The following is a 23,892-nucleotide window of genomic DNA, read 5'->3' as shown; positions in this document are numbered from 1 at the left end:
AATGAGAAAAGTTTTAGAAACAAAACATATTAATAAGTATTTTAAAAAGCCAGTACTTTTTCACGTATTAAAAGATATTTCAATGAATATTAATGAAGGTGAGTTTGTATCTATTATGGGGAAATCTGGTTGTGGGAAATCTACATTGTTATATATTTTATCAACAATGGATACCGATTATGATGGTGAATTATATTTAAATAATAAATTAATAACAAGAAATTCTAGACAAGAATTATCTTATATAAGAAATAAGCATATTGGGTTTGTATTTCAGTTTCATTATTTATTATCAGAATTTACGGTATTAGAAAATGTAATGTTACCTGCAAAAAAGTTGGGTGAAAAAACATTTCAGGAAATAGAATTTGAAGCTATGCAAAAATTAAAAATGTTGAATATTGAACATTTAGCAAAAAAAAGAGCTTCTCGTATTTCTGGTGGAGAAAAACAGCGAGTTGCTATTGCTCGAGCTTTAATTAATAATCCGTCTATTATAATGGGGGATGAGCCAACAGGAAATTTAGATAGTCACAATTCGGAAAATGTATTTAATGTATTTAAGAAATTAAGTATTGAGGAAGGCTTATCTTTATTAGTTGTAACTCATGATGATGATTTTGCAAAACAAACAGATAGAATTATACAAATGGAAGATGGTAAAATAATTACTTAAAGTAAAATTGTATATTACTTTTGAATTTAAAAATATTTAGAATGAAAAAATATAAAATACAAAAATCACCATTTATAGTACCAACTACAGATGGTAAATTAATAGAAGAGCATTTTGGTGTTGCAAGTATTTCTTCTGAATTAAGTATTGCCCATATGGTTGCACCTGCAAAATGGAATGAACCTTTTCAAACCCCAAATTTTGATGAATATACTTATATTATAAAGGGGAAAAAGCAATTTAATATTGAAGGTGAAATTGTTACATTAAGCGCAGGAGAATCTATTAAAATAATAAAAGGAACAAGAGTTCAATATTCAAACCCATTTGATAAAGAGTGCGAATATTTAGCAATATGTTTACCTGCCTTTTCAATGGATTTAGTAAATAGAGAGGAATAAAAAAAGGCTTCAAAATTTTTGAAGCCTTTTTCTGATAATATATTTTAACTAATTAGTTTTTACGCTCACAAGCTAATAATGTATTTTTCATTAACATTGCAATTGTCATTGGACCAACACCTCCAGGAACTGGAGTAATAAAAGCAGATTTTGGACTTACAGTTGCAAAATCAACATCACCTGCTAATCTGTATCCACGTTTTTTAGAAGTATCATTAACTCTTGTTATTCCAACATCTATTATAGTAACACCTTCTTTAACCATATCTCCTGTTAAAAATTCTGGTATTCCAAGAGCTGCAACAATAATATCAGCTTTTAGTGTTAATTCTTTTAAATTTTTTGTTCTACTGTGCGCAACGGTAACGGTTGCATCTCCAGCAGGTCTTTTTTGACTCATTAAGATACTCATAGGGCGTCCAACAATATGACTCCTTCCTATAACAACTACATTTTTCCCTGAAGTTTCTACTTTATATCTTTCTAATAATTCTAGAATTCCATAAGGTGTTGCTGGTAAAAAAGAAGGTAAATCAAGAGCCATTCTACCAACGTTAGTTGGATGAAAACCATCAACATCTTTATCTGGATTTACAGCCATTAAAACTTTTTGTTCATCAATATGTTTTGGTAATGGTAATTGAACAATAAACCCATCAATATCTTCATTATTGTTAAGTTTTTTTATTTCATTTAACAATGTTTCTTCAGATGTTTCTTCAGGTAAATCAACTAAAGTAGAATTAAACCCAACCAACTCACAAGCTTTAACTTTAGCGTTTACATAGGTCATACTGGCTCCATCTGTACCTACAAGGATAGCTGCTAAATGAGGAGTTTTTCCCCCTTTAGCTTTAATTTGTTTAACTGATTCAGCAATTTCAACTTTTAAATCTGCCGAAGTTTTTTTTCCGTCGAGTAGTATCATAATATTCTATTAAAAAAAGACAAACTATTAATCTGCCTTTAAAATCTATTTTTATTTACCCATTCCTTTCATCATTTGCATCATCTGTCTGCCGCCTCCGCCTTGCATCATCTTCATCATTTTACTCATTTGAGTAAATTGTTTAAGCAATTGATTTACTTCTTGAATAGTTGTTCCAGAACCTTTCGCAATTCTCTTTTTTCTACTAGCATTAATTGTTTTTGGTTCAGTTCTTTCACTAGGTGTCATTGAGTGAATGATAGCTTCAATACCTTTAAATGCATCATCATCTATATCTACATCTTTCATCATTTTTCCAGCACCAGGAATCATTCCCATCAAATCTTTCATATTACCCATTTTCTTGATTTGCTGAATTTGTTTCAAGAAATCATCAAAACCAAATTGGTTTTTGGCAATCTTTTTTTGGATTTTTCGAGCTTCTTCTTCATCGTATTGTTCTTGAGCACGTTCAACTAAAGAAACAACATCTCCCATTCCTAAAATTCTATCGGCCATACGGTTAGGATGGAAAACGTCAATAGCTTCCATTTTTTCACCAGTACCAATAAATTTAATAGGTTTATCTACAACCGATTTAATTGATAATGCAGCACCACCACGAGTATCACCATCTAATTTTGTAAGAACTACCCCTTCAAAATTTAAAATATCGTTAAAAGCTTTAGCTGTATTTACTGCATCTTGCCCAGTCATAGAATCCACTACAAATAGGGTTTCTTGAGGTGTAACAGCTTTATGGATGTTAGATATTTCGGTCATCATAGCTTCATCAACAGCTAAACGACCGGCAGTATCAATTATAACAACATTTTTACCTGTTTCTTTTGCATGCTTAACGGCATTTTTTGAAATTTCAACAGGATTTTGATTACCTACTTCAGCATATACTTCAACACCAATTTGTTCTCCAACAACCTGTAATTGGTTAATGGCAGCAGGTCTATAAACATCACAACCAACTAATAAAACATTTTTGTTTTTCTTAGTTTTTAAGTAATTTGCTAATTTACCAGAGAAAGTTGTTTTCCCTGAACCTTGTAAACCAGACATTAAAATTACGGTTGGCGTTCCTGAAAGATTTACACCTACAGTTTCACCACCCATTAAGGTTGTTAATTCATCCTTCACAATTTTAACCATTAATTGCCCAGGATTAAGAGATGTTAATACATCTTCACCTAAAGCTTTTTCCTTTACGGTTTTTGTAAAGTTTTTGGCTATTTTAAAGTTAACATCGGCATCTAAAAGAGCTCTACGTACTTCTTTTAAAGTTTCGGCTACATTAACTTCTGTAATTTTACCGTGTCCCTTTAATACGTGGAGGGCTTTATCTAATTTATCACTTAAATTATTAAACATGTTTTTGCTTTAATTTTGAGAATTGCAAATATAATAAAAATGGATAAGAAAATATTTTTATGAAGGTCATTTTATCGCATGCATTAAATATTAATTTCTTTTTAGTTTTAGATAAACAACTTACTAAGCGAGAAAGTTAATTGAAGCTTCATTTAATAATGTATTTGAATAACTAGTTTTATTTTAGAGTGTTATTATACAAATGTTACGAAAACGGTATAGTAATATTAGTCACTGTGAGTTCTAAATAATTAGCTGAAATTTGCATAAATATTTAAAACGGAATGAAAAAAATTATAGTTATAGGAGGATTATCAGCAGGTCCCTCAGCAGCAGCAAAAGCTAGGAGAGAGGATGAAACTGCGGAAATAATTTTATTTGAAAAAGGAGCTAATATAAGTTATGCAACATGTGGTATGCCATATGCATTTTCTGGAGTAATTGAAAATAGAAGTAATTTAATAGTTGTTGCTCCTGAATTATTACAAAATCGATTTAATATAGATGTTCGTTTAAATGAAGAGATTATAAAAATAGATCCTAAGAATAAAGTTGTTTATTCTAAAAAAGGAGATTATGAATATGATACATTGGTGTTTGCAACTGGAGCTAAATCTATAGTGCCTCCAATTAAAAATATTAAAAAAGCTACAAATTGGTCAACTTGTAGATCAATGGTAGATTTTGATAAAATTACAGAAGAAGGTCTTGCTTCAAATTCAAAACATATTACTGTAATTGGAGCCGGATTAATTGGAGTTGAAGTTGCTGAAAATTTGAAAGAAGCAGGAAAAGAAGTTACTTTAATTGAAGGAGATAGTCAAATTTTAAATATGTGGCAACAAAAATTCGGAAATTTTGCTGAGCATATATTAGAAGAAAAAGGCATTGAAGTAATTACCGGAGGTTTGGTGTCTGAGTTTGAATTAGATGATGAGTGGAAAATTAAAGGTGTTAAAATTAAAGATGGTAAAACCGTTAAAACTGATTTTGTAATTTTAAGTGTTGGTATAAAACCAAATACTGAACTATTGCTAGAAAATGGGGCAGAACATATTGGTAATGGAGCTTTAAAGGTAAATGAGCGTATGGAAACATCAATTAAAGATGTGTATGCAGCCGGAGATAATGTAGCTATAAAAAACCTTCAAACAGGGGAGTATGATTATTTTCCTTTAGGAACTCACTCTAATAAGGCTGGTAGAGCTGCAGGAGCAAATTCTGTAGGGAAAAACATTCAATTTAATGGAGCATACAAGACTGCTATAATTCAGGTTTTTGAATATACAGTGGCAAGAACAGGAATGAATCCTAAAGCTTTAAAACAATTAAATATTCCATTTAAAACTGTTTTAACTATTGCTGGTTCTACTCCTGGTTATTATCCTGGTCAGAAAGATTTAATTACAGAGATTTATTATAATGCTGAAACTGAAGAAATTTTAGGAGCAGAATTATTTGGTGAAGTAGGAGTAGATAAACGTATAGATGTTTTAAGTACTGCTATTTATGCCAAGTTAAAAATTACAGATTTAGCACAATTAGATTTAGCATATGCACCTCCATATTCGCCAGCTAAAGATCCTATTGTTGTTACTAGTTATGTAACAGAAAATGTATTAAATAATAATAGTACGCAAATTTCGGTTGAAGAATTGGAATCTTATTTAAATGAAAAAAAGGATTCAGATTATTTGTTACTTGATGTTAGAAATGTAGTAGAATATGAAAAAGGGACTATTCCTGGAGCCGTAAATTATCCTTTAGATGGTATTAGAGCTCATATTAAAACTATAAAAGCTCAAAATAAACCAATTTTAATTTTCTGTCAAAAGGGGTTAAGAGGTTATTTGGCTGAATTAATTTTACGTCATAATGGTATTAAAAATACTGTAAATATTGCTGGTGGTTATAAACTATGGGAAATGTACAGTAATAAAGTTATTATTCCAGAACCAATTTTAGAAAATATTAATTAGAGATATTTGTTTGTTTAATAAAACATCTAGAACTTTTTTAAGTTTTGGGTGTTTTATTTTTTTACACGAATATTATTTATTGATCCTTAATGTAATTTCTAAAATTTAAAATAAATTATTCTAGTCTTTAACAAATTTTATGGATGAAGTATTCACGCAATATCTTTGGCCCGTTGTTTCTTTTGGTCCATCATTAAATACATGACCAAGGTGACCATTACACGTAGTACAAATAATTTCTGTTCTCACCATACCATGTGTTTTGTCTAAAACAAATTCAACAGTTCCTTCAATAGCATCATCAAAAGATGGCCAACCACAATGTGATTCAAATTTACTTCCAGATTTAAAAAGTTTTGTGTCGCAGGCTCTACAATGGTAGGTTCCTTTTTCAAAATGAGAAGTTAAACCACCTTCACTAGCTCTGTCAGTTCCTTTTTCACGCAAAACAAAATACTCTTGAGGAGATAAAATTTGTTTCCACTCTTGTTCCGTTTTTATAACTTTTTTCGACATTTTTTTTGTTTCTTTTTTTTGAGAAAAGCTATTAAAACTAATTAATAGAATTCCAATTAAATATAAATATTTCATTCCTAAATTATTAGATTATTTAGGTCGATAAAAAGTAAAAGAACTTACAAATTAATTAATGGATTTAGCCATTTGCTGGTATTGCTTGTTGTTTGGAAAAGCTTTTACAAGTTTTTTTACAATTTCTACAGCATTTTTAGTTTGATTTTGGTCGCTATAAATTGAGTACATTAAAACCAGTAAGTTTTCATTATCCTTATTAATTTTTAAGCCATTTTTTAAAGCTGCAATAGCTTTATATGGTTGTTTCATATCATTTAGCATTATAGCATAATAATAATGATTTTGTGGATCTGTTGAAGCAAATTTAGTTGCTAATTCTAATGTTTTTAGTGCTTTCTCTTTATTATTAGCTCTAATAAAAGCGAAGGCCAATGCTTGGTAAGCTATAGAGAATTCTTTATTTATTGAAAGTACATTTTTTAAAAGTTTAATACTTTCTTCATTTTTTCCTTCTAACCTTTTTAGATCGGCGTAGTTCACTTGAACAATTAAATTTAAAGTGTCTAATTCAACAGCTTTTTTAAAGTATTCGTCAGCTTGATCAAGTTTGTTTAAGCCAATAGCAGCAACACCTAATGAAGATTGCCCTAAAGAGCGATCTTGCCAGTATAGTAATTGTTCAATATATTCTTTTTTAGCTTGCTGAATAGTTTTTTGGTTTTCAGGTGATAAATTTTCGATAGGCATATCATAAATAAAACTGTTAGCTATATGTCTAACACTAGTAATAGAATCTTTTGCTAATGGTAAAGCATACTTTTGCTGAACATCTTTTGGAAGTGGTCTCATAGATTCTAAAGCTGACCTTCTAACCAATGCACTTTGCGATTGCAATGCCATTTTTAGATTTTCATAAGCCAAAGGGTTATTTTGATAATCTTGATATTTAATGGCAGTTCCTAAAACAATATTCGATACATTTTTATCTTTTATAACAGCATTTAATTCATTTTGGCCATTAGGTTTGTTATTTCGTACTTTATTAAAAGCAAACCCATAGTGAGAAATGGTGTCATATTTATTACTATACCATTTTTTAAAGTATTTTAAAGACCATTCATTAGTTTTATCTTTATGACAGTTATTACAGGCATTTGTTGCTCCTGTTGCAACACTAATATCTGGTCTTGGAATACGTAAACTATGATCTGACCTTGGATCTACAACCATAATTGTAATTTTTGGCATATGGCAACTAATACAACTTGCTCCTTCACCACCTTCAATATGTTTATGGTGTGATGTAGATTGATATTTATCTGGCATATGGCATTGTGAGCAAACATTGTCTTTTGGAAGTTTTAATTTTCCGCTATGTACATTATGACAATCTTTACACATAACCCCTTTTTTATACATTTTACTTTGTGTAAAAGACCCATAAACATAATCTTCATCATTATTTGTACCGTCATCATTATACAAAGGGTAATCTAATGTAGAAACCATGTGGGTATATTCTAAAACTTTTCCAAAAGTATATTCATCAGTTAATTGAGTTCTTCTTGAGTGACAACGGCCACACCATTCAACTTGCATTTTATCTTTACGTTCTTTACTTCTTGTAACTAATGCAGTTTTTGGGTCAATATTCCAATGCGCAGAATCTCTATCCATTATATCAAAAACTAACCCCATATTTGCTAAATCTTCTTTTTCACCTTGCTCAGCCCACTTTGTATGTACATCACCAGGACCGTGACAAGCTTCACAAGAAACATTAATTTCGTCAAAATGAGTATTGTAAGTTAGGGTCTCAGGATTGTAATCTTTTTTTACATTTGTTGAGTGGCATTCAGCACACATGTAATTCCAGTTCTGTAAAGATCTTCCCCAGTTTAATTCATCATGAGACGCTATATATTCATCAGGATATAAATGTTGCCATTTCTGACCACCATCTTCTTTTGAGCGTGAATCCCAAAAAGGAGTAAGAACTTGTAATTTTCCTTTTGGAAATATCACTAAATATTGTTGAAGTGGATAAACACCAAAAGTATATTTCACTTCAAAATCTTTAAATTTACCATCGGGTCCTTCAGTATTTACATAAAAGACATTACCTTTTTTGAAAAATTTACTTGTTACACCATAAATAGTATATTCAGCATTATTAAAATCACCCAAAACTGTTTTATCAGTAGGTAATTGCATTGCTAGCTGATGATCAGATCCCATCCAATCTTTAAATTCAGGTTTATGACATTCGGCACATCTTGCTGAACCAATAAAACCTTCATCATGTTTGTGGTTTTTTAGAGCAATTTCAAGTGGAGAATAAGTTTCTTTTTCTTTACAAGAGTAAAAACTAATAAAAATAAAAAATAGATAAAAAAAGCTTTTATTTATTGAAGAAATAATAGGGTAAAAAGATATTTTCATTAGTAAATGTAACTAAAAGATTAAATATAAAATAAAAAAGTAAATTTAATAAAAACTAATTAGATGATTGGTCATTTTGAAGTATAAATTCAAGAACTCTTTGTACTACAGTTTTATCTTTTAAGATTCTTGTATGCCCTAAATTATTGGTAATAAACGTTTCTCCATTTTCTAAGTTTTTATCTATGTTGTAAGCACAATTTACGGAAACTTCCTTATCATTATTATCATGAATAACTAGTATTGGGATTTTAACTTGTTTGGCTGCAACACTAGCAGATAATGTATCAATATCAAAATTGAATTTTTTTAAATAGTAAATTTTCATCTTTTGAACTATAATAGGTTTTAAATCTATTTTTTCAATGAAATTTATAATAATATCTGTTATTATATCTCCAGCTCCAATAGTTATAGCTTTTTTTACATTAAGTCCTTTTTTTATTGAATTTAAAACAGCCATTGCACCTAATGAATGTCCAATAGCAATTTCAAAAGGTCCAAATTCTTTTTCTAATTGTAAAATACAACTTATAAATTCGGGCATCATGGTAGATTTTCCTTTTGATTTTCCGTGAGCAGGCGCATCAAAGCTAATAGTCATATATCCATTTTCTACGAGTTTATTTGCAATACTAAATAATTGCGTTCCTCTTCCAGACCATCCGTGTACTAACAAAACCTTTTTTTTTGAGTTTCCATAGGTATAAACCATTATTTCCTTATTAATTTCAGGAATAGAAACAATTTTTTTCTTGGTGTTATTCTCCATTGTTTTTTCAGCTAATGGAGTTTTAAATTTAAATGGAGTTTTAAATAATTTTATGGCATATAAAGTAGCTAAAGAGTGACTTATTGCTTGTAATGTGTGTCCTAAAACTATAATAATCTTTGGAATTTGCATTCCATTATTTATGGGTTTTGTAGAATTTTTAGTTTTACTCATTTTAAAATGTTTATTTTGCCTGTAAATATAAAATTTGTATTTAATTTAGTAACAACAATAGAAAAATTTAAAAATGAAAAAAATAGTTTCTTTATCAATAGTCTTATTATTTATAATTAGTTGTAGTACGGTGCCAATAACAGGTAGAAAACGCATAAATTTTGTTAGTGATGCAGAAGTTTTACCAACAAGTTTTGAGCAATATGCAGGTTTTTTAAAAGAAAATAAAATTTCTACAGATTTAAAAACTACCAATGAAATTCAATCAGTTGGAGTAAGAATTTCAAAGGCTGTGGATAAATTTATGCGAGCTAATAATATGGTTTCTGAAGCAGATAGTTACAGATGGGAATTTAATTTAATTGATGATCCAACTGTTAATGCTTGGTGTATGCCAGGAGGTAAAGTAGTTTTTTATACAGGTATTTTACCTATGTGTGCTAATACAGATGGGATTGCAGCTGTAATGGGACATGAGGTAGCACATGCATTTGCTAAACATGGGCAAGAAAGAATGTCTACAGGAACCTTAATGCAATTAGGAGGAACAGCTGTGGCTCTTGGAACAGCAAACAAAGATGCAAAATCTCAAGAAATATGGAATACTGCATTTGGATTAGGAGCTCAATATGGTATAATGTTGCCTTTTAGTAGAAATCATGAAACTGAAGCGGATAAATTAGGTATGGTATTTATGATAATGGCGGGTTATAATCCTCAAGAAGCTGTTAATGTATGGATTAGAATGAGCCAGAGAGCTAGTGCGGGAGAAGCACCACCTGAGTTTATGAGTACGCACCCTTCAAATGAAAGTAGAATTAAAAATTTAAAAGCATTTTTACCTGAAGCTGTAAAGTTGGCAGCAAAGTATAATTAATACCAATAAAACATTGATTCAGTAATAAATATTATTTCGAATTATTATAGTATATTGTAAACCGTTCTTTAATTAAAGAGCGGTTTTTTATTTATAAAATATGTTGAAAAAAGGAGATAAGAAATTAATAAATGCTTGGGCATTTTATGATTGGGCAAATTCAGTTTATTCATTGGTTATTAGTACTGCAGTTTTTCCAATATACTATAGTAGTTTAACAGAATCATTTGCAAATATAGATGATAAAATTAGTTTTTTAGGTACCCAATGGAATCCAACTACATTATACAATTACACGCTGGCATTTTCATTTTTAGTAGTAGCTTTTATTTCTCCAATACTTTCAGGGATAGCTGATTACATTGGGAATAAATTAAAGTTTCTGAAAATGTTTTGTTTATTAGGCTCTTTATCTGTAATGTGTTTGTTCTTTTTTAAAGGAGAAAGTACTCTTTGGGTAGGAATCCTTTTCACAATATTAGCAAGTATAGGTTTTTGGGGAAGTATAGTTTTTTATAATGCATATTTACCTGAGGTTGCACATCCTAAAGATCAAGATAAAGTTAGCGCTAAAGGATTTATGTTGGGCTATACGGGGTCTATTATTTTATTAATAATAAGTTTGTTGATGATTAATTTCCCATCATTTTTTGGCTTAGAAAGTGCGGCAATGGCATCAAGAATTACTTTTTTAATTGTTGGTGTTTGGTGGTTTGGCTTTGCACAAATTACTTATAGATATTTACCTAATAATGTATACGATAAAAAACCAGCCAATGATTTTATTTGGAAAGGATTACAAGAGCTAAAAATAGTTTTAAAAGAATTAGGTGTTCGTCCAGAATTGAAGTTCTTTTTAATTTCTTTTTTTACTTACAGTGTTGGTGTACAGACAATTATTTTAATGGCAGGTATTTTTGGGAGTAAAGAATTGGGCTTGCCAACTTTAGATTTAATAGCTGTAATATTGGTTGTTCAATTTGTTGGTATTATTGGTGCTTTTTTATTTTCAAGATTGTCAGACAAAATAGGTAATATTACTTCTTTAAAAATTACTATAGCAATTTGGGCAGCTGTTTGTTTGGTTGCTTTTTTATTAGATAAATCTCAAGAAAATGTGAATTTATACTTTTATGGATTAGGAGCGTTAATTGGTTTGGTAATGGGAGCTATTCAATCATTATCTAGATCAACATATTCAAAATTATTGCCTAAAACTAAAGATCATGCTACTTATTTTAGTTTTTATGATGTTACCGAAAAAATAGCAATTGTATTTGGAATGTTAGTATTTGGCTTTTTAATTGCCATTACTGGGTCTATGCAATGGAGTGTGTTGTTTTTAGGTATTTTCTTTTTAATTTCCTTTGTTTTGCTGAACTTTGTTGGAAAAACAAAATATGTCCAATAAATTTGATTTTATTGTTGTTGGAGCCGGTGTTGTTGGTCTTGCAACAGCATATAAATTACAACTTAAATTTCCGAATAAATCAATTCTTATTATTGAAAAAGAGTCTGAAGTAGCAAAACATCAAACAGGTAGGAATTCAGGGGTGATGCATTCTGGTATTTATTACAAACCAGGTTCTTATAAAGCAAAAAATTGTAAAAATGGTCATAAGCAATTGGTTGAATATTGTAAGGGAAACAATGTAACTCATGATGTTTGCGGAAAAATAATTGTAGCTACAAAAGAAAGTGAAATTTCAATATTAGAAAATATTTTTAAAAGAGGAATTGAAAATAAAACTGAAGGCATTTGTTTTTTATCTTCGGAAGAACTTAAAGAAAAAGAACCATTTATTAAAGGTGTAAAAGCTATTTGGGTACCAACAGCTGGTATTATTGATTATGTTGGACTTTGTAAAGCTTTTGTGAAAAATATAAGTAGAACAAATATTGAAAGTAAGTTTATTTCAAATTGTGAAGTTAAAGAAGTAATTTCAGAAAAAGATTTTTCAATATTAAAAACTTCAAAAGGAGATTTTATAACCAAAAAAGCTATTTTTTGCACAGGATTACAATCTGATAGAATAGCCAAAAAAGATGATTTAAAACTAGATGTTCGCATTGTTGGTTTTAGAGGTGATTATTATGAACTTACTCCAGAAGCTACTCATAAAATAAAAAATTTAGTATATCCAGTTCCAGATCCAAAATTTCCATTTTTAGGTGTACATTTTACACGAATGGTTGATGGAAGTATAGAATGTGGACCAAATGCTGTTTTTACCTTTAAAAGAGAAGGATATAAACGTACAAGTTTTAGTTTAATAGATACGTTTGAGGCATTATCTTTTAAAGGAACTTGGAGGTTGTTTGGTAAGCATTGGCGCAAAGGGATTGATGAATATAAAAGAGCATTTTCAAAAAGGTTATTTGTAAAAGAGCTTAAAAAATTAATGCCATCAATAACGGTAAATGATGTGCAGCCAGCAAGGGCAGGAGTGAGAGCTCAAGCTATAGATTTTGAAGGAAACATGGTTGACGATTTTAAAATTATGAAACACAATAGTAATATTCATGTAATTAATGCTCCTTCACCTGCGGCAACTGCTTGTTTAGCAATTGCAGATGAAATTATAGAACACGTAATTAATTAAATTATGAATTATTTTCAAAAAGAAATAAATCTAAATCCTGTAAAAAGAGGTTTTCATTTAATTACTTCTGAAATTATAGATGCTTTACCTGAATTAAAGCAAATTTCTGTAGGACAGTTACAAGTTTTTATAAAACATACTTCTGCTAGTTTAACTATTAATGAAAACGCAGATCCGTCAGTAAGAGTAGATTTTGAAAGTCATATTAACAAAATGGTTCCGGAGAATATGCCATATTATATTCATACTTATGAAGGATCTGATGATATGCCTGCACATATTAAAGCATCACTGTTAGGACCGTCAATTCAAATTCCCATTACTAATGGAAAGTTAAACCTTGGTATTTGGCAAGGAATTTATTTATGTGAACATAGAGATTATGGCGGTTCAAGAAAGTTAGTTTTAACAGCTTTTGGAGTTTAATTATTTTCTTATAAGTCTATATGTTTAATTATCGTCTTTTAAGTCTATATTTTTAATTATCGCTTTTTTAATCGATTATTTTGTTTTGGAACGTATTTAGATTATATTTGATTAAATAAGTATTAACTATATGATTGGTATAATAACAGGGGATATTATAAACTCAAGAGCAATTGAACCTAAAGAATGGATGCCTAAACTTAAAAGTATATTGAGTGTTTTTGGTTTGGAACCTGAAAAATGGGAAATTTATAGGGGAGATAGTTTTCAATTGGAAGTAGCTAGTGAAAATTCATTAAAGGCTGCTATTTTAATTAAAGCAACTATTAAGTTAGTAAAAGGACTTGATGTTAGATTGGCTATTGGAATTGGAGAAAAGAGTTATTCTACACAAAAAATTACAGAGTCTAATGGAAGCGCATTTGTTAATTCTGGAGAGTGCTTTGATAATTTAAAGAAAAGTCATTTGGCAATAAAAACAGCAAATGAAGATTTTAATACAGAAATGAATTTATTTTTTGATTTAGCTCAATTAACAATAAATAATTGGTCTCAAAAATCTGCTGAAGTTGTAAAAACGGCTATTGAACATCCTAACAAAACTCAAAAAGAATTATCAGTATTACTAAATAAATCTCAGAGTACTATAAATAAAGGTTTAAAAATTGCTGGTTACGATGAGATTATGAGAATGGAAAAATTTTATAGAAATCAAATATCTAAATTATGGTGATATTAGCTTTAAAATTATTGCTAGCTCATGTAATTGGTGATTTTGTGTTTCAACCTGAAAAATGGGTAAAAAGTAAAGAGAAGAAAAAACACAAATCGCCTTATTTATATTGGCATATTTTTATTCATTTTATAGCTTTAGAAATTGTTCTTCAATTTAATATAACCTATTGGTTAGGTGTTTTAATAATTATAGTTTCTCATTATATAATTGATTTATTAAAATTAAATTTAAGAAAGAAAATAAATTATAGATGGTTGTTTTTATGGGATCAATTGGCGCATTTATTAGTAATGGGTATTGTTGTTTATATATATGAACCATTTCAAGTGGAATTGAGTAATTTGTTTTCACCAAAAATATTACTTTTTGTAATTTCAGTTTTGTTAGTAACGGTTGTTTCATCTATTGTTATGAAAGTAATAATTTCAAAATGGGAAATAAAAAGCAGTTCAAACAAAAAATCATTAGAGGATGCAGGAAAATATATTGGGATTATAGAGCGTCTTTTAATTTTTGTATTTATAATTACAAATAATTGGAGTTCAATAGGTTTTTTACTTGCGGCAAAATCAATATTTCGTTTTGGTGATTTAACCAATTCTGATGATCGTAAATTAACTGAATATATTCTTATAGGTACATTGTTAAGTTTTGGGTTTGCTATAATTATTGGTTTAAGTTATAGGTATTTTCTTGAAATGATTTAAAGCAGTTTTAAGGTTTTTTTTAGCTTGTTCACTCAATTTTATTTCAATATCCCAATTATAGCCATCAATTTTTACCACATAAGCTTTTGGATTTTTTTCATAGATAGCTTTACAAAGATTTAAAATTTGATTTGGGGGAACAGCATGAGTTGAAAAAGCAACCTGTTTAGAAGGGTAAATCCGTTCAATTTTATAACCGCCTTTATGCTGCGATCTAGAGGCGTCAACAAAAATAACAACCCCAAAATTAGCTATTAATTCAGCGTCTTCTACCATTAACTGATACTTATACAGTAAGTTCTCCTTATTGTAACCTAAGGCAGTTAATTTATCTAAAAAAGCCCAACCAAGACCATCGTCTTGCCTCGTATTGTTTCCAATTCCTATAATAAGAATATTATCTAATTTTTTCATCTATTAAGTTTCCGTTAGCATCTTCTAATTGCACAATTAAAGGCATTTGTCCTAAAGCGTGTGTAGCACAACTTAAACAAGGATCGTATGCTCTAATGGCTATTTCAACTTGGTTTAACATAGTTTCAGTAATTTCAGGCTTGTTATTTAATACTTCTTGAGCAACAGCCTTAACACCTCTGTTCATAGCTTCGTTGTTATGGGTAGTTGAAACTATTAAATTACACTTTGTGATTAAACCTTTATCATCAGTATGATATTCGTGAATTAAAGTTCCGCGGGGAGCTTCAATAATTCCTATTCCTTTATTTCTAGGAGTACCTTTTCTAATTAAATCATTCCCCATAATTTCATCATCCAAAATAAGCTCTTTCATAAGTTCTGCACAGTGTAGCATTTCTATTAAACGCGCCCAGTGTGTATGCATAGTCATATTATTAGGTTTGTTTTGTGTGTTTAACTTAAATATTTGACGTTCAATTTCAGCTAATGGAGTACTTATGTGTGAACAAGTATTTAAACGAGCTAATGGTCCCACTCGGTTCCATCCATTTTCTCTTCCATATTTTGTCATATATGGAAATTTCAAGTAAGTCCAAGGTTCAACAGCTTCTTTAAAATGAGAACTATATTCAATATCTTTAATATTTAAAAGTTCTTTTCCTTCTGAATCTACAGATCGTAATCTTCCATCATATAATTCTAATGCCCCAGTTTCTTTATCAACTAAGCCTAAATGATTTGATGGGTATTTAGCAAAATTATCTATCCATTCAGCATTTTCTATATGATAGTTTTTCATAAAGTCTATAATCTCTTTAGACCATTCTATCATTGTATCTATATTTGGAATTTGTTTTCCATTTAAAAAATATTCTCTTTCTTCTTTTGTAAAAGTTTTATGAACACCACCTGGTACAGCTAATATTCCGTGAATTTTTTTACCAGCCAATGCTTTAATAATTTCCTGACCAAATTTTCGCATTAAAATTCCTTTTTTTGCTAATTCTTGGTTTTCAGTAGCAACGGCAACAATATTTCTTTTTTCAGCAGGAGCATTTATTCCAAATAATAAATCAGGTGAAGCTAAATAGAAAAAATGTAAGGAATGTGATTGAAAAACTTGACCGTAATGCAATAATTTACGAAGTTTTGTAGCAGTTGGGGATAAGTTTTCTGGATCTATACCAACCAATTGATCAATGGCTTTTGCTGCTGCTATATGATGACTAACAGGACATATACCACATAAACGTTGCACTAAAATGGGTGCTTCCCAATAGGGGTGACCTTGAATAAATTTTTCAAAACCTCTAAATTCAACAATATGTAAAAAGGCATTATCTACCTTACCATTTTCATCCATTTTAATGGTTACTTTTCCGTGTCCTTCAACACGTGTAACAGGTTCAATAATTATTTTTCGTTTATTCATTTTTTTAAGTCTTAGTTAATCATATTTAAAATCAGGATAAGAAATTGAATATTCTTCATCAAATAAAATATTTTTCACAACATTCCAAATATGATTGGCATTTGGAGGACAGCCAGGAATGTGATAATCAATTTTTACAACTTCGTGATTAGAATATACTTTGTTTAAAATTTTAGGAATATCTTCATGATGAGGTATTACAGTTTCACCTTCTTCACTGGTAATTGAGTTTAAATAAGCTTCTTTTAAACAATCTTCTAGAGAAATAGTATTTCTTAAAGCGGGTAAGCCTCCCCAAATTGCACATTCACCAACAGAAACTAGAATGTCACAGTTTTTACGAAATTCTCGTAGCACTTCAATATTATCAGTATTACAACAGCCGCCTTCAATTAAGCCAATATCACAACGTTTTGTGAATTTTTTAATGTCGGTTAAAGGAGATTTGTTGAATTCAACCAATTCAATAATGTCTAAAATTCCTAAATCAATATCTAATAAAGACATATGGCATCCAAAACAACCCGCTAATGAAGTTGTTGCAATGCGTTTTTTCTTTTTATTAGTAGATTTATGTTTTTTTATATCGTGCAAAGAAATATTTTTATCGGAATTGGAATTATCAAATTGTCGGTCTCCAAAAGGTTTTGAAAACGTTTTACCTTTTACTAAAATAGATCCTGTAGGACAAATATGCATGGCATGCTCAGCTTGTTTTTCTGAAAGTTTAGCTTCTTGCTCATAATCAACTGAAACTACTGTTTTATTACCTCTGTTGGTGAAATTAAACACTCTATAGCCATCATTTGTGAAAATTTCTTCAATACAACGCTTACATTTTATACAACGGTTTTGATTAACAACTATTCTTTCTGGTCTGGCATCTACAATTCTATCAACAAATAAATGAGGGAAACGTGTATATCTAATTCCTGTTTCATAACCTAAGTTTTGCATTTCACAATCGCCACTTTTTTCACAAGAAGGGCAGAAGTGATTACCTTCAACAAACATCATTTCTAAAATTGCTTTTCGCGTGTCTAATAGTTCAGGTGTGTTTACTTCAATATCTATTCCTTCATCTACATTAATGGTACAACCAGCTAAAGTTTTTCCATTTTGCTTAACTGTACAAACTCTGCAACTTCCAAGAGGGTTTAAATGTTTAAAATGACAAAGCGTTGGAATAAAAATCCCATTTTGTTTTGCCGCTTCAATTAAATTTTGACCTTTTTCAGCTGTGCAATTTCTACCGTCTATTTTAAATGATATATTTTTCATTTTATAAGGTTATAATTGAGTGTCTTTAATAACACAATCAAATTCGTGAATAGCATCTTCCATGTCAAATTCTACGTTTTGGAATTCGTTTGAAGGTGCAATTTTAAGATTGTAATATTCTTTAAATTTATCTATGGAATAAATTAATGAGTTAGGAGATGATTTTCCCAAACCGCATCTGCTTGCTAGTTTTATTATATTTCCCCATTTCTTTATCTCATTTACATCTTCTTGAGAAGCCAAACCACGTTGCATTTTTTTTACTTTTTCATTTAAAATAAAATTTCCAGCTCTACAAGGTGTGCAAACGCCACAGGATTCTTCTTTAAAAAACTCCATAAAATTTCTTAATATTTGTAAAATATCTCTAGTTCTATTAAATACCATAAATGATCCACCACATAAAATATCTTCCATACAAATTCTGCGGTCAAATTCAGCTGGAGAGATACATTCTCCTGAAGGACCGCTAACTTGAACAAAATAAGGCGAGGTGGCCTGACTCATTTCAATACTTAATAAATCACGTATGGTGGTTCCGTATTCAATTTCATAAATACCAGGTTTTGCTACATCACCTGAAATACTAATTAATTTGGTGCCTGGAGATTTTTTAGTTCCAAGAGTTAGAAAATAATCTTCACCTAACTCAATAATACGAGAAGCATAAGCTAGTGTTTCAACATTGTTAACTACAGTAGGTTTTCTTTTATAACCGTGTTTGGTAGCGCTCCACATTCGCACCGGCGGTTCTCCACGTCTGCCTTCTAAAGATTCAATTAATGCTGAGGCGGCTCCACAAACATAGGATCCTGCTCCTAATTGAATTTTTAAATTAAAAGTGAAATCTTTTTTGCCAAGTATATTGTCACCAAGTAGGTTTTTACTATAAAATTCTTGAATTAAAGTGTCTAAATCATCTTTAAAAAACTGATATTCCGCTCGCAAGTAAATAATACCTTCTTTAGCACCTGTAGCGTAAGCCGCTAATATCATACCTTCAATTACCAAACCGGGTAAATGTTGTAAAATAGCTCTGTCTTTAAATGTTCCTGGCTCACCTTCATCTGCATTACAAATTATATATTTGGCATCATCTTCATTATTTTTACAAGATTGCCATTTGTAACCAACTCCAAAAAACGCACCTCCTAAACCTAAAAGTCCAGATTTATCAATTTTATCTATAATTTGTTGAGGTGTATTTGTATGAATAGCTTTAATGCTATTTCCAATTTTGTAAGGCCTAAAAATTACCGTTTTATCATCACTTGGAGTATTTTGAATTTTACTTTTTGTTTTGCTTGAAAAATCTTTTACGTTTTCTCCATTTCTAATTTTTTGAATAATTAATTTTACTTTTTTAGGAGTTAAATCTGTAAATGGGTGAAAGTTAATTAAAGCAGCAGGTTCTTGATCGCTTAAGCCAATACATGAAGTTTCAAATAGGGAAAACTCTTCATTACCATATTCATTAAAAGAACAACCAGTTTCTTTTTCAAAAGCAATTTTAACATTGTTAAAACCTTTAATTTCAGAAATAATACTATTGTTTAAATATATAGTATGTTTTCCTGTTGGTTTTTTATGAAAGAAATGATAAAATGAAACTACACTCTCAACTTCAATACTTGAGATTTTTAATTTCTTCACTATTTTTAAAATATCATTTTCAGAAATAAAACCTTTTGCTTTTTGATATTTCCAAAGTGTGGATAAAAGAAATGTTCTGTCCATAAGAAATGAATTAAAATTGGTTGTACTTAAAGTTACGAAAAAAACACTGTTACTTGTTGTATTTTAAGTTGTTAAAGTTGATTTATTATTCTTTGAAATTATTCTAGTATCCATTTTTTATTAAATAATAAAACTTATAAAAAAACATAGTTTATTTAAACAATAGTATTTTTTATTGAATTCTATTTTTAATGATTGTTCAATAAATGCTATGTTTTTTATCAATTAATTGGTTTAAATACATAAAATGTTGTTTTTACTGGTTTATTGTTAATTTTTATTGAGTAGTTTTAATTAATTGGTCATAATCAAAAACGGCAGATTCCATATCAAATTCAATTTCACAATCAGCATCACATTTTGAAATTTTTAAATTAAAATAACTTTCAAATTTATCTAGTGCCATTCTAAAGCTATTTGTTGAAAAAGTTCCTAAGCCGCATCTACTTGTTTGCTGCATAATTTTCCCCCAATTCTTAATGTCGGTTAAGTCTTTTGTTGTACAAATTCCTCTTTTTAGTTTTTTAATTTTATCAAGAATAATTTGATTTCCTGCTCTACAAGGTGTGCAAATACCACAAGATTCTACCATAAAAAAAGTGATAAAATTTTCAAGAATTTGAACAATACTTCTATACCTATTAAATATCATTATTGAACCTCCACAACTAAGATCTTCTTTACAAATTTTTCGGTTAAATTCTGTATTGTTAATACATTCGCCAGATGGGCCACTAATCTGAATATAATTAGGGGAAGTTGCTTGAGATAATTCAATAATTTTCTTAATTGTTATACCCCATTCAATTTCGTAAATACCGGGTTTGGCAACATCGCCAGAAATACTTAATAATTTAGTTCCTTTACTTTCTTTTGTACCAATGTTAAGTATAAATTCAGGTCCTAATTCAATAATTCTAGCAGCAAGTGCAAAGGTTTCAACATTATTTACAACAGTTGAAAAACCTAGATAGCCATATTCAGTAGGAAAATGTTTTCGTATTCTTGGTTCTCCTCGCTTACCTTCTAAAGATTCTATTAAAGCAGTTTCAGCACCACAAACATAAGCGCCTGCACCAATTTGTATTTCTATACTAAAATTAAAATCTTGAATACCATAAATATCATTTCCTAATAAACCTTTTTCATAAAATTTAGAAATGGTGTTTTCAATCATATTAATTAAGTACATGTATTCCGCACGTATATAAATAATTCCTTCTGTTGCTCCTGTAATATAACCTGCAATGATCATTCCTTCAATAACAAGACCTGGTAAATTATTTAATAATGCTTTGTCTTTAAAAGTTCCTGGTTCTCCTTCATCAGCATTACAAATAATATATTTTTTCAGGCTAGAACTTTCTTTACAGTATTTCCATTTTGTTGAAGTTGGAAAAAAAGCACCTCCACGACCTTCTAGTTTTGATTTTGAAATAATTTTAAGCAGTTGATCTGGTGTATTGTTTTTAAGTGATTTTAAAGATTCTCCAAGTTTATAATTTCGAAAAAAAATAGTTTTATCTTCTTCTGGTTTAAATTGAATTTTACTTGAAGGATTATCCGCAATTTTAACAATGTTTTCTCCATTTTTTAATTGTTCAATTATTTTTTTAACTTTTAGAGGAGTTAAATTGGTAAATGGATAAAAATTAATTAAAGCTGCAGGTTCTTGATCGCTAAGGCCAATACATGAAGTTTCAAACAGTGAAAAAAGAGGTTTTTGATATTCTCCAAAAGTACAATTGGTTTCTTTTTCAAAAGAAGCTTTTACTTCAGAATATCCTTTAAATTCAGAAATAATGCTATTGTTTAAATAAACAATATATTTTCCAGTAGGTTTAAGGTGAAAGAAGTGATAGAATGAAATGACTCCTTCAATTTCAATTTTTGAAACCCTTAGTTCTTCAGCAAGTTCTTTTATGGCAACTTGGGGTATATAACCAAAATCATTCTGAAACTGCCAAAGACGAGTTAATAGTCTTTTACGTTCCATATTTAATGAATTTATAATATTAAATATACAAATTATATAGCTGATTATCAATAAGTTTGTTTAGGTGGAGGTGTTATTAGGTATTTGATAATTTACTAGTTTATATTCAGGTTTTTTTGAAATATATGTAGCTTAGTAGGAGTTGTACTTAAAATAATATAGAAATTACTCACAAATATTACAGTTTAAATAAAATTTAGCGTTTAGAATGAATATAAATTAGCAAAATGTTAACCAATTGTTAAAAAAGCTGACAACCGTTAGGAAAATTTATTATGATTTATAGTATTTTTGCCGCTTAATTTTTAACAACAATTAACAACGCAACACAATGAAAAAACTAATTACTCTTTTTACTATTTTAGTAACTGTATCGGTTACTGCTCAAAATTTTCAATTACATCGTGATTTTGAAAGAGAACAATTTACAACTACTTTTGAATTATTTAAAGTGGATAATTACGGTAACACTTATACCTTTGTAGATTTAGATTATAATGCTAAAACAGGAATTGGTGGAGCTTATTATGAAATTGCACGTGTTTTAAAAACTGAAAAAATGCCAGTAGGAGCTCATATTGAATATAATGGAGGTTTAGGAACATTTACAATTCCTGATACTCAATTTGGTTATACAATTAATGAAGCTTGGATTTTTGGTGCAAACTATAGTAAAGGTAACGCAAAGTGGGGGTTTTCTACATATGCTGGTTACAAGGCTTTTACAGGAGTAGAAGGACAAGGGAATTTTCAAGTTACAGGTACTTGGTACTGGAATGTAGTTGCTGATAAATTAACTTTTTCTGGTTTTGCAGATTACTGGACTGAAGATGGGTTAACAGATAATAATGTATTTTTAACAGAGCCACAATTATGGTATCACTTAAATAAAACCTTTTCTGTAGGTGGTGAATTTGAAATTTCTTCAAACTTTGGGGTGGATAATAGTTCTATAAAAGGAAGACCAACTTTAGCTATTAAATGGAATATTTAAAAAAATAAATTATGTTAGATAAGTATTTTAAAATAACAGAAAATAAGTCAACCTTAAGAACAGAGATAATTGCAGGGATTACAACATTTATGACAATGGTGTATATTTTAGCCGTAAATCCTAGTATTTTAAGTGCGGCAGGAATGGATAAAGATGCAGTTTTTACGGCAACAGCTTTATCAGCAGTTATAGCAACTTTAGTAATGGCTTTAGTAGCTAAATTACCTTTTGCACTAGCACCAGGAATGGGGTTGAATGCATTTTTTGCTTTTACAGTAGTATTAGGAATGGGATATTCTTGGGAATTTGCTTTAACAGCTGTTTTCTTAGAAGGTATTGTATTTTTAATTTTAACAGCATTTAATATTCGTGAGTTAATTGTAAATTCTATTCCATTAAATTTAAAACATGCAGTATCAGTTGGTATAGGTCTGTTTATAGCTTTTATTGGTTTAAAAGGAACAGGATTAATTACAGATAACCCAGCAACTTTAGTGCAATTAGGAGACATGAAAAACCCAGCAGTTTATGTTGGTTTGGCAGGTGTTATTCTAATAGGTGTTCTTTTAACAAAAAAAGTAAAAGGAGCTATTTTAATTGGTATTTTAGCTTCTACTATTTTAGGTTTATTTGTTGGTGTTACAGTAATTCCTGAGAGTTTTACATTTGTAAGTTTACCTCCTTCAATTGAACCAATTTTCTTTAAATTCGATTTTTCACAAGTATTTACTTTAGATATGCTTTTAGTATTATTTACGTTCTTATTTGTTGATATGTTTGATACCGTTGGAACTTTAGTTGGTGTATCTTCAAAATCTGGAATGTTAGATAAAGATGGTAGAGTACCAAGAGTAAAACAAGCGTTATTTGCAGATTCTATAGGTACTTTTGTTGGTGCAATTTTAGGGACTTCAACAGTTACAACTTATGTAGAAAGTGCTGCTGGTGTTGCAGAAGGTGGTAAAACAGGTATGACAGCTTTAACAGTTGCAATAATGTTTGCTTTATCTTTATTTTTTGCACCAGTATTTATGATTATTCCTGCGGCAGCAACTGCTCCTGCTTTAATTATTGTTGGTTTATTTATGATTTCTCCAATAATGAAAATTGATTTAAACGATTTTACAGAAGCTATTCCAGCTTTTTTTACAATAGTTATGATGCCATTAACTTATAGTATTGCTGAAGGTATTGTATTTGGGATGTTATCTTATGTATTTTTAAAAGTACTAACAGGAAGATTTAAAGAAGTAAAACCAATTATGTATATAATTGCAATTTTATTTATTATTAAATTTTATGTTTAGTTAAATATAAAAACAGAATAAAAAAGAGTGTACAATTGTTGTACACTCTTTTTTTGTTTAAGATTTAAAAGTAATAACTTTAGCTCAGTT

At 29.5% G+C, this 23,892-nt stretch carries 21 protein-coding genes; 11 read left to right on the top strand and 10 right to left on the bottom strand.

From position 1 onward, the window contains the following. The first annotated feature begins 1 nt into the window (after position 1). Complete coding sequence (locus tag DAD81_RS16240) at positions 2-676, top strand: ABC transporter ATP-binding protein (RefSeq protein ID WP_111709357.1); 675 nt, start codon at positions 2-4, stop codon at positions 674-676. Positions 677-717: 41 nt separating this feature from the next. Further along, positions 718-1,077, top strand: a complete 360-nt coding sequence (locus DAD81_RS16235; RefSeq protein WP_111709356.1) for a cupin domain-containing protein — start codon at positions 718-720, stop codon at positions 1,075-1,077. Between the two features lie 52 nt (positions 1,078-1,129). Here DAD81_RS16235 and DAD81_RS16230 read toward each other — a convergent pair whose 3' ends face one another. Next, positions 1,130-2,005: a bifunctional 5,10-methylenetetrahydrofolate dehydrogenase/5,10-methenyltetrahydrofolate cyclohydrolase gene (locus DAD81_RS16230; RefSeq protein WP_111709355.1), complete on the bottom strand. Its 876-nt coding sequence runs from the start codon at positions 2,003-2,005 to the stop codon at positions 1,130-1,132. Positions 2,006-2,056: 51 nt separating this feature from the next. Next, entirely contained in the window at positions 2,057-3,388 is a 1,332-nt protein-coding gene (ffh, locus tag DAD81_RS16225; RefSeq protein ID WP_111709354.1) for a signal recognition particle protein, read from the bottom strand. Positions 3,389-3,672: 284 nt separating this feature from the next. Between ffh and DAD81_RS16220 the strand changes: the two genes are divergently transcribed. Continuing rightward, on the top strand, positions 3,673-5,367 hold the full coding sequence (locus tag DAD81_RS16220; protein WP_111709353.1) for an FAD-dependent oxidoreductase: 1,695 nt from the start codon (positions 3,673-3,675) through the stop codon (positions 5,365-5,367). Between the two features lie 120 nt (positions 5,368-5,487). Here the strand turns inward: DAD81_RS16220 and msrB are convergent, their stop codons facing one another. The 3 genes from msrB to DAD81_RS16205 are packed head-to-tail and all read right to left on the bottom strand — an operon-like array spanning position 5,488 to position 9,289. Continuing rightward, the gene (gene msrB / locus DAD81_RS16215) at positions 5,488-5,958 is read right to left on the bottom strand and encodes a peptide-methionine (R)-S-oxide reductase MsrB (protein ID WP_111709352.1); all 471 of its coding nucleotides are present in this window, start codon (positions 5,956-5,958) and stop codon (positions 5,488-5,490) included. A 51-nt stretch (positions 5,959-6,009) separates the two neighbouring features. Beyond that, the gene (locus DAD81_RS16210; RefSeq protein WP_111709351.1) at positions 6,010-8,343 is read right to left on the bottom strand and encodes a tetratricopeptide repeat protein; all 2,334 of its coding nucleotides are present in this window, start codon (positions 8,341-8,343) and stop codon (positions 6,010-6,012) included. 55 nt (positions 8,344-8,398) lie between these two features. Then, positions 8,399-9,289 (bottom strand): alpha/beta hydrolase, encoded by an 891-nt coding sequence (locus DAD81_RS16205; protein WP_111709350.1) that lies wholly within the window; start codon positions 9,287-9,289, stop codon positions 8,399-8,401. A gap of 73 nt (positions 9,290-9,362) precedes the next feature. Here DAD81_RS16205 and DAD81_RS16200 point away from each other — a divergent pair, with 73 nt between their 5' ends. The 6 genes from DAD81_RS16200 (at position 9,363) to DAD81_RS16175 (ending at position 14,638) form a co-directional block, all read left to right on the top strand. Next, complete coding sequence (locus DAD81_RS16200; RefSeq protein ID WP_111709349.1) at positions 9,363-10,166, top strand: M48 family metallopeptidase; 804 nt, start codon at positions 9,363-9,365, stop codon at positions 10,164-10,166. A gap of 100 nt (positions 10,167-10,266) precedes the next feature. After that, positions 10,267-11,577 (top strand): MFS transporter, encoded by a 1,311-nt coding sequence (locus tag DAD81_RS16195; RefSeq protein WP_111709348.1) that lies wholly within the window; start codon positions 10,267-10,269, stop codon positions 11,575-11,577. Then, positions 11,567-12,769, top strand: coding sequence for an L-2-hydroxyglutarate oxidase (gene lhgO / locus DAD81_RS16190; RefSeq protein WP_111709347.1), 1,203 nt, complete (start codon positions 11,567-11,569; stop codon positions 12,767-12,769). Before DAD81_RS16195 ends, lhgO begins: the two co-directional genes overlap by 11 nt. Positions 12,770-12,772: 3 nt before the next feature. Beyond that, positions 12,773-13,195, top strand: a complete 423-nt coding sequence (locus DAD81_RS16185; RefSeq protein ID WP_111709346.1) for a secondary thiamine-phosphate synthase enzyme YjbQ — start codon at positions 12,773-12,775, stop codon at positions 13,193-13,195. 130 nt (positions 13,196-13,325) lie between these two features. After that, positions 13,326-13,928 (top strand): SatD family protein, encoded by a 603-nt coding sequence (locus DAD81_RS16180; protein WP_111709345.1) that lies wholly within the window; start codon positions 13,326-13,328, stop codon positions 13,926-13,928. Next, positions 13,922-14,638 carry a DUF3307 domain-containing protein gene (locus DAD81_RS16175; protein ID WP_111709344.1) on the top strand — a complete coding sequence of 239 codons (717 nt, stop codon included), beginning with the start codon at positions 13,922-13,924 and terminating at the stop codon, positions 14,636-14,638. The genes DAD81_RS16180 and DAD81_RS16175 overlap by 7 nt, the downstream gene beginning before the upstream one ends. Here the strand turns inward: DAD81_RS16175 and DAD81_RS16170 are convergent. From DAD81_RS16170 to DAD81_RS16150, 5 genes are all read right to left on the bottom strand, one after another. Then, a complete protein-coding gene (locus DAD81_RS16170) occupies positions 14,606-15,052 on the bottom strand; it encodes a hydrogenase maturation protease (RefSeq protein ID WP_111709343.1) in 447 nt (148 codons plus the stop codon). The two genes, DAD81_RS16175 and DAD81_RS16170, sit on opposite strands and share 33 nt — an antisense overlap. After that, positions 15,036-16,487, bottom strand: a complete 1,452-nt coding sequence (locus DAD81_RS16165; protein ID WP_111709342.1) for a Ni/Fe hydrogenase subunit alpha — start codon at positions 16,485-16,487, stop codon at positions 15,036-15,038. Before DAD81_RS16165 ends, DAD81_RS16170 begins: the two co-directional genes overlap by 17 nt. Positions 16,488-16,502: 15 nt before the next feature. Further along, entirely contained in the window at positions 16,503-17,768 is a 1,266-nt protein-coding gene (locus DAD81_RS16160) for an NADH-quinone oxidoreductase subunit B family protein (protein ID WP_111709341.1), read from the bottom strand. Between the two features lie 9 nt (positions 17,769-17,777). Beyond that, entirely contained in the window at positions 17,778-19,505 is a 1,728-nt protein-coding gene (locus tag DAD81_RS16155) for an NAD(P)H-dependent oxidoreductase subunit E (protein WP_111709340.1), read from the bottom strand. Between the two features lie 277 nt (positions 19,506-19,782). Further along, a complete protein-coding gene (locus DAD81_RS16150; RefSeq protein WP_262511283.1) occupies positions 19,783-21,552 on the bottom strand; it encodes an NAD(P)H-dependent oxidoreductase subunit E in 1,770 nt (589 codons plus the stop codon). 280 nt (positions 21,553-21,832) lie between these two features. On the opposite strand from DAD81_RS16150, the gene DAD81_RS16145 reads away from it, so the two are divergent. Beyond that, positions 21,833-22,495: a DUF5020 family protein gene (locus DAD81_RS16145; RefSeq protein ID WP_111709338.1), complete on the top strand. Its 663-nt coding sequence runs from the start codon at positions 21,833-21,835 to the stop codon at positions 22,493-22,495. Positions 22,496-22,506: 11 nt separating this feature from the next. Continuing rightward, entirely contained in the window at positions 22,507-23,802 is a 1,296-nt protein-coding gene (locus DAD81_RS16140; protein ID WP_111709337.1) for an NCS2 family permease, read from the top strand. Positions 23,803-23,892: the final 90 nt, after the last annotated feature.

Source organism: Lutibacter citreus, from assembly GCF_003260195.1.
GTDB lineage: Bacteria > Bacteroidota > Bacteroidia > Flavobacteriales > Flavobacteriaceae > Lutibacter > Lutibacter citreus.
This window is presented reverse-complemented; position numbering and strand designations above follow the sequence as displayed.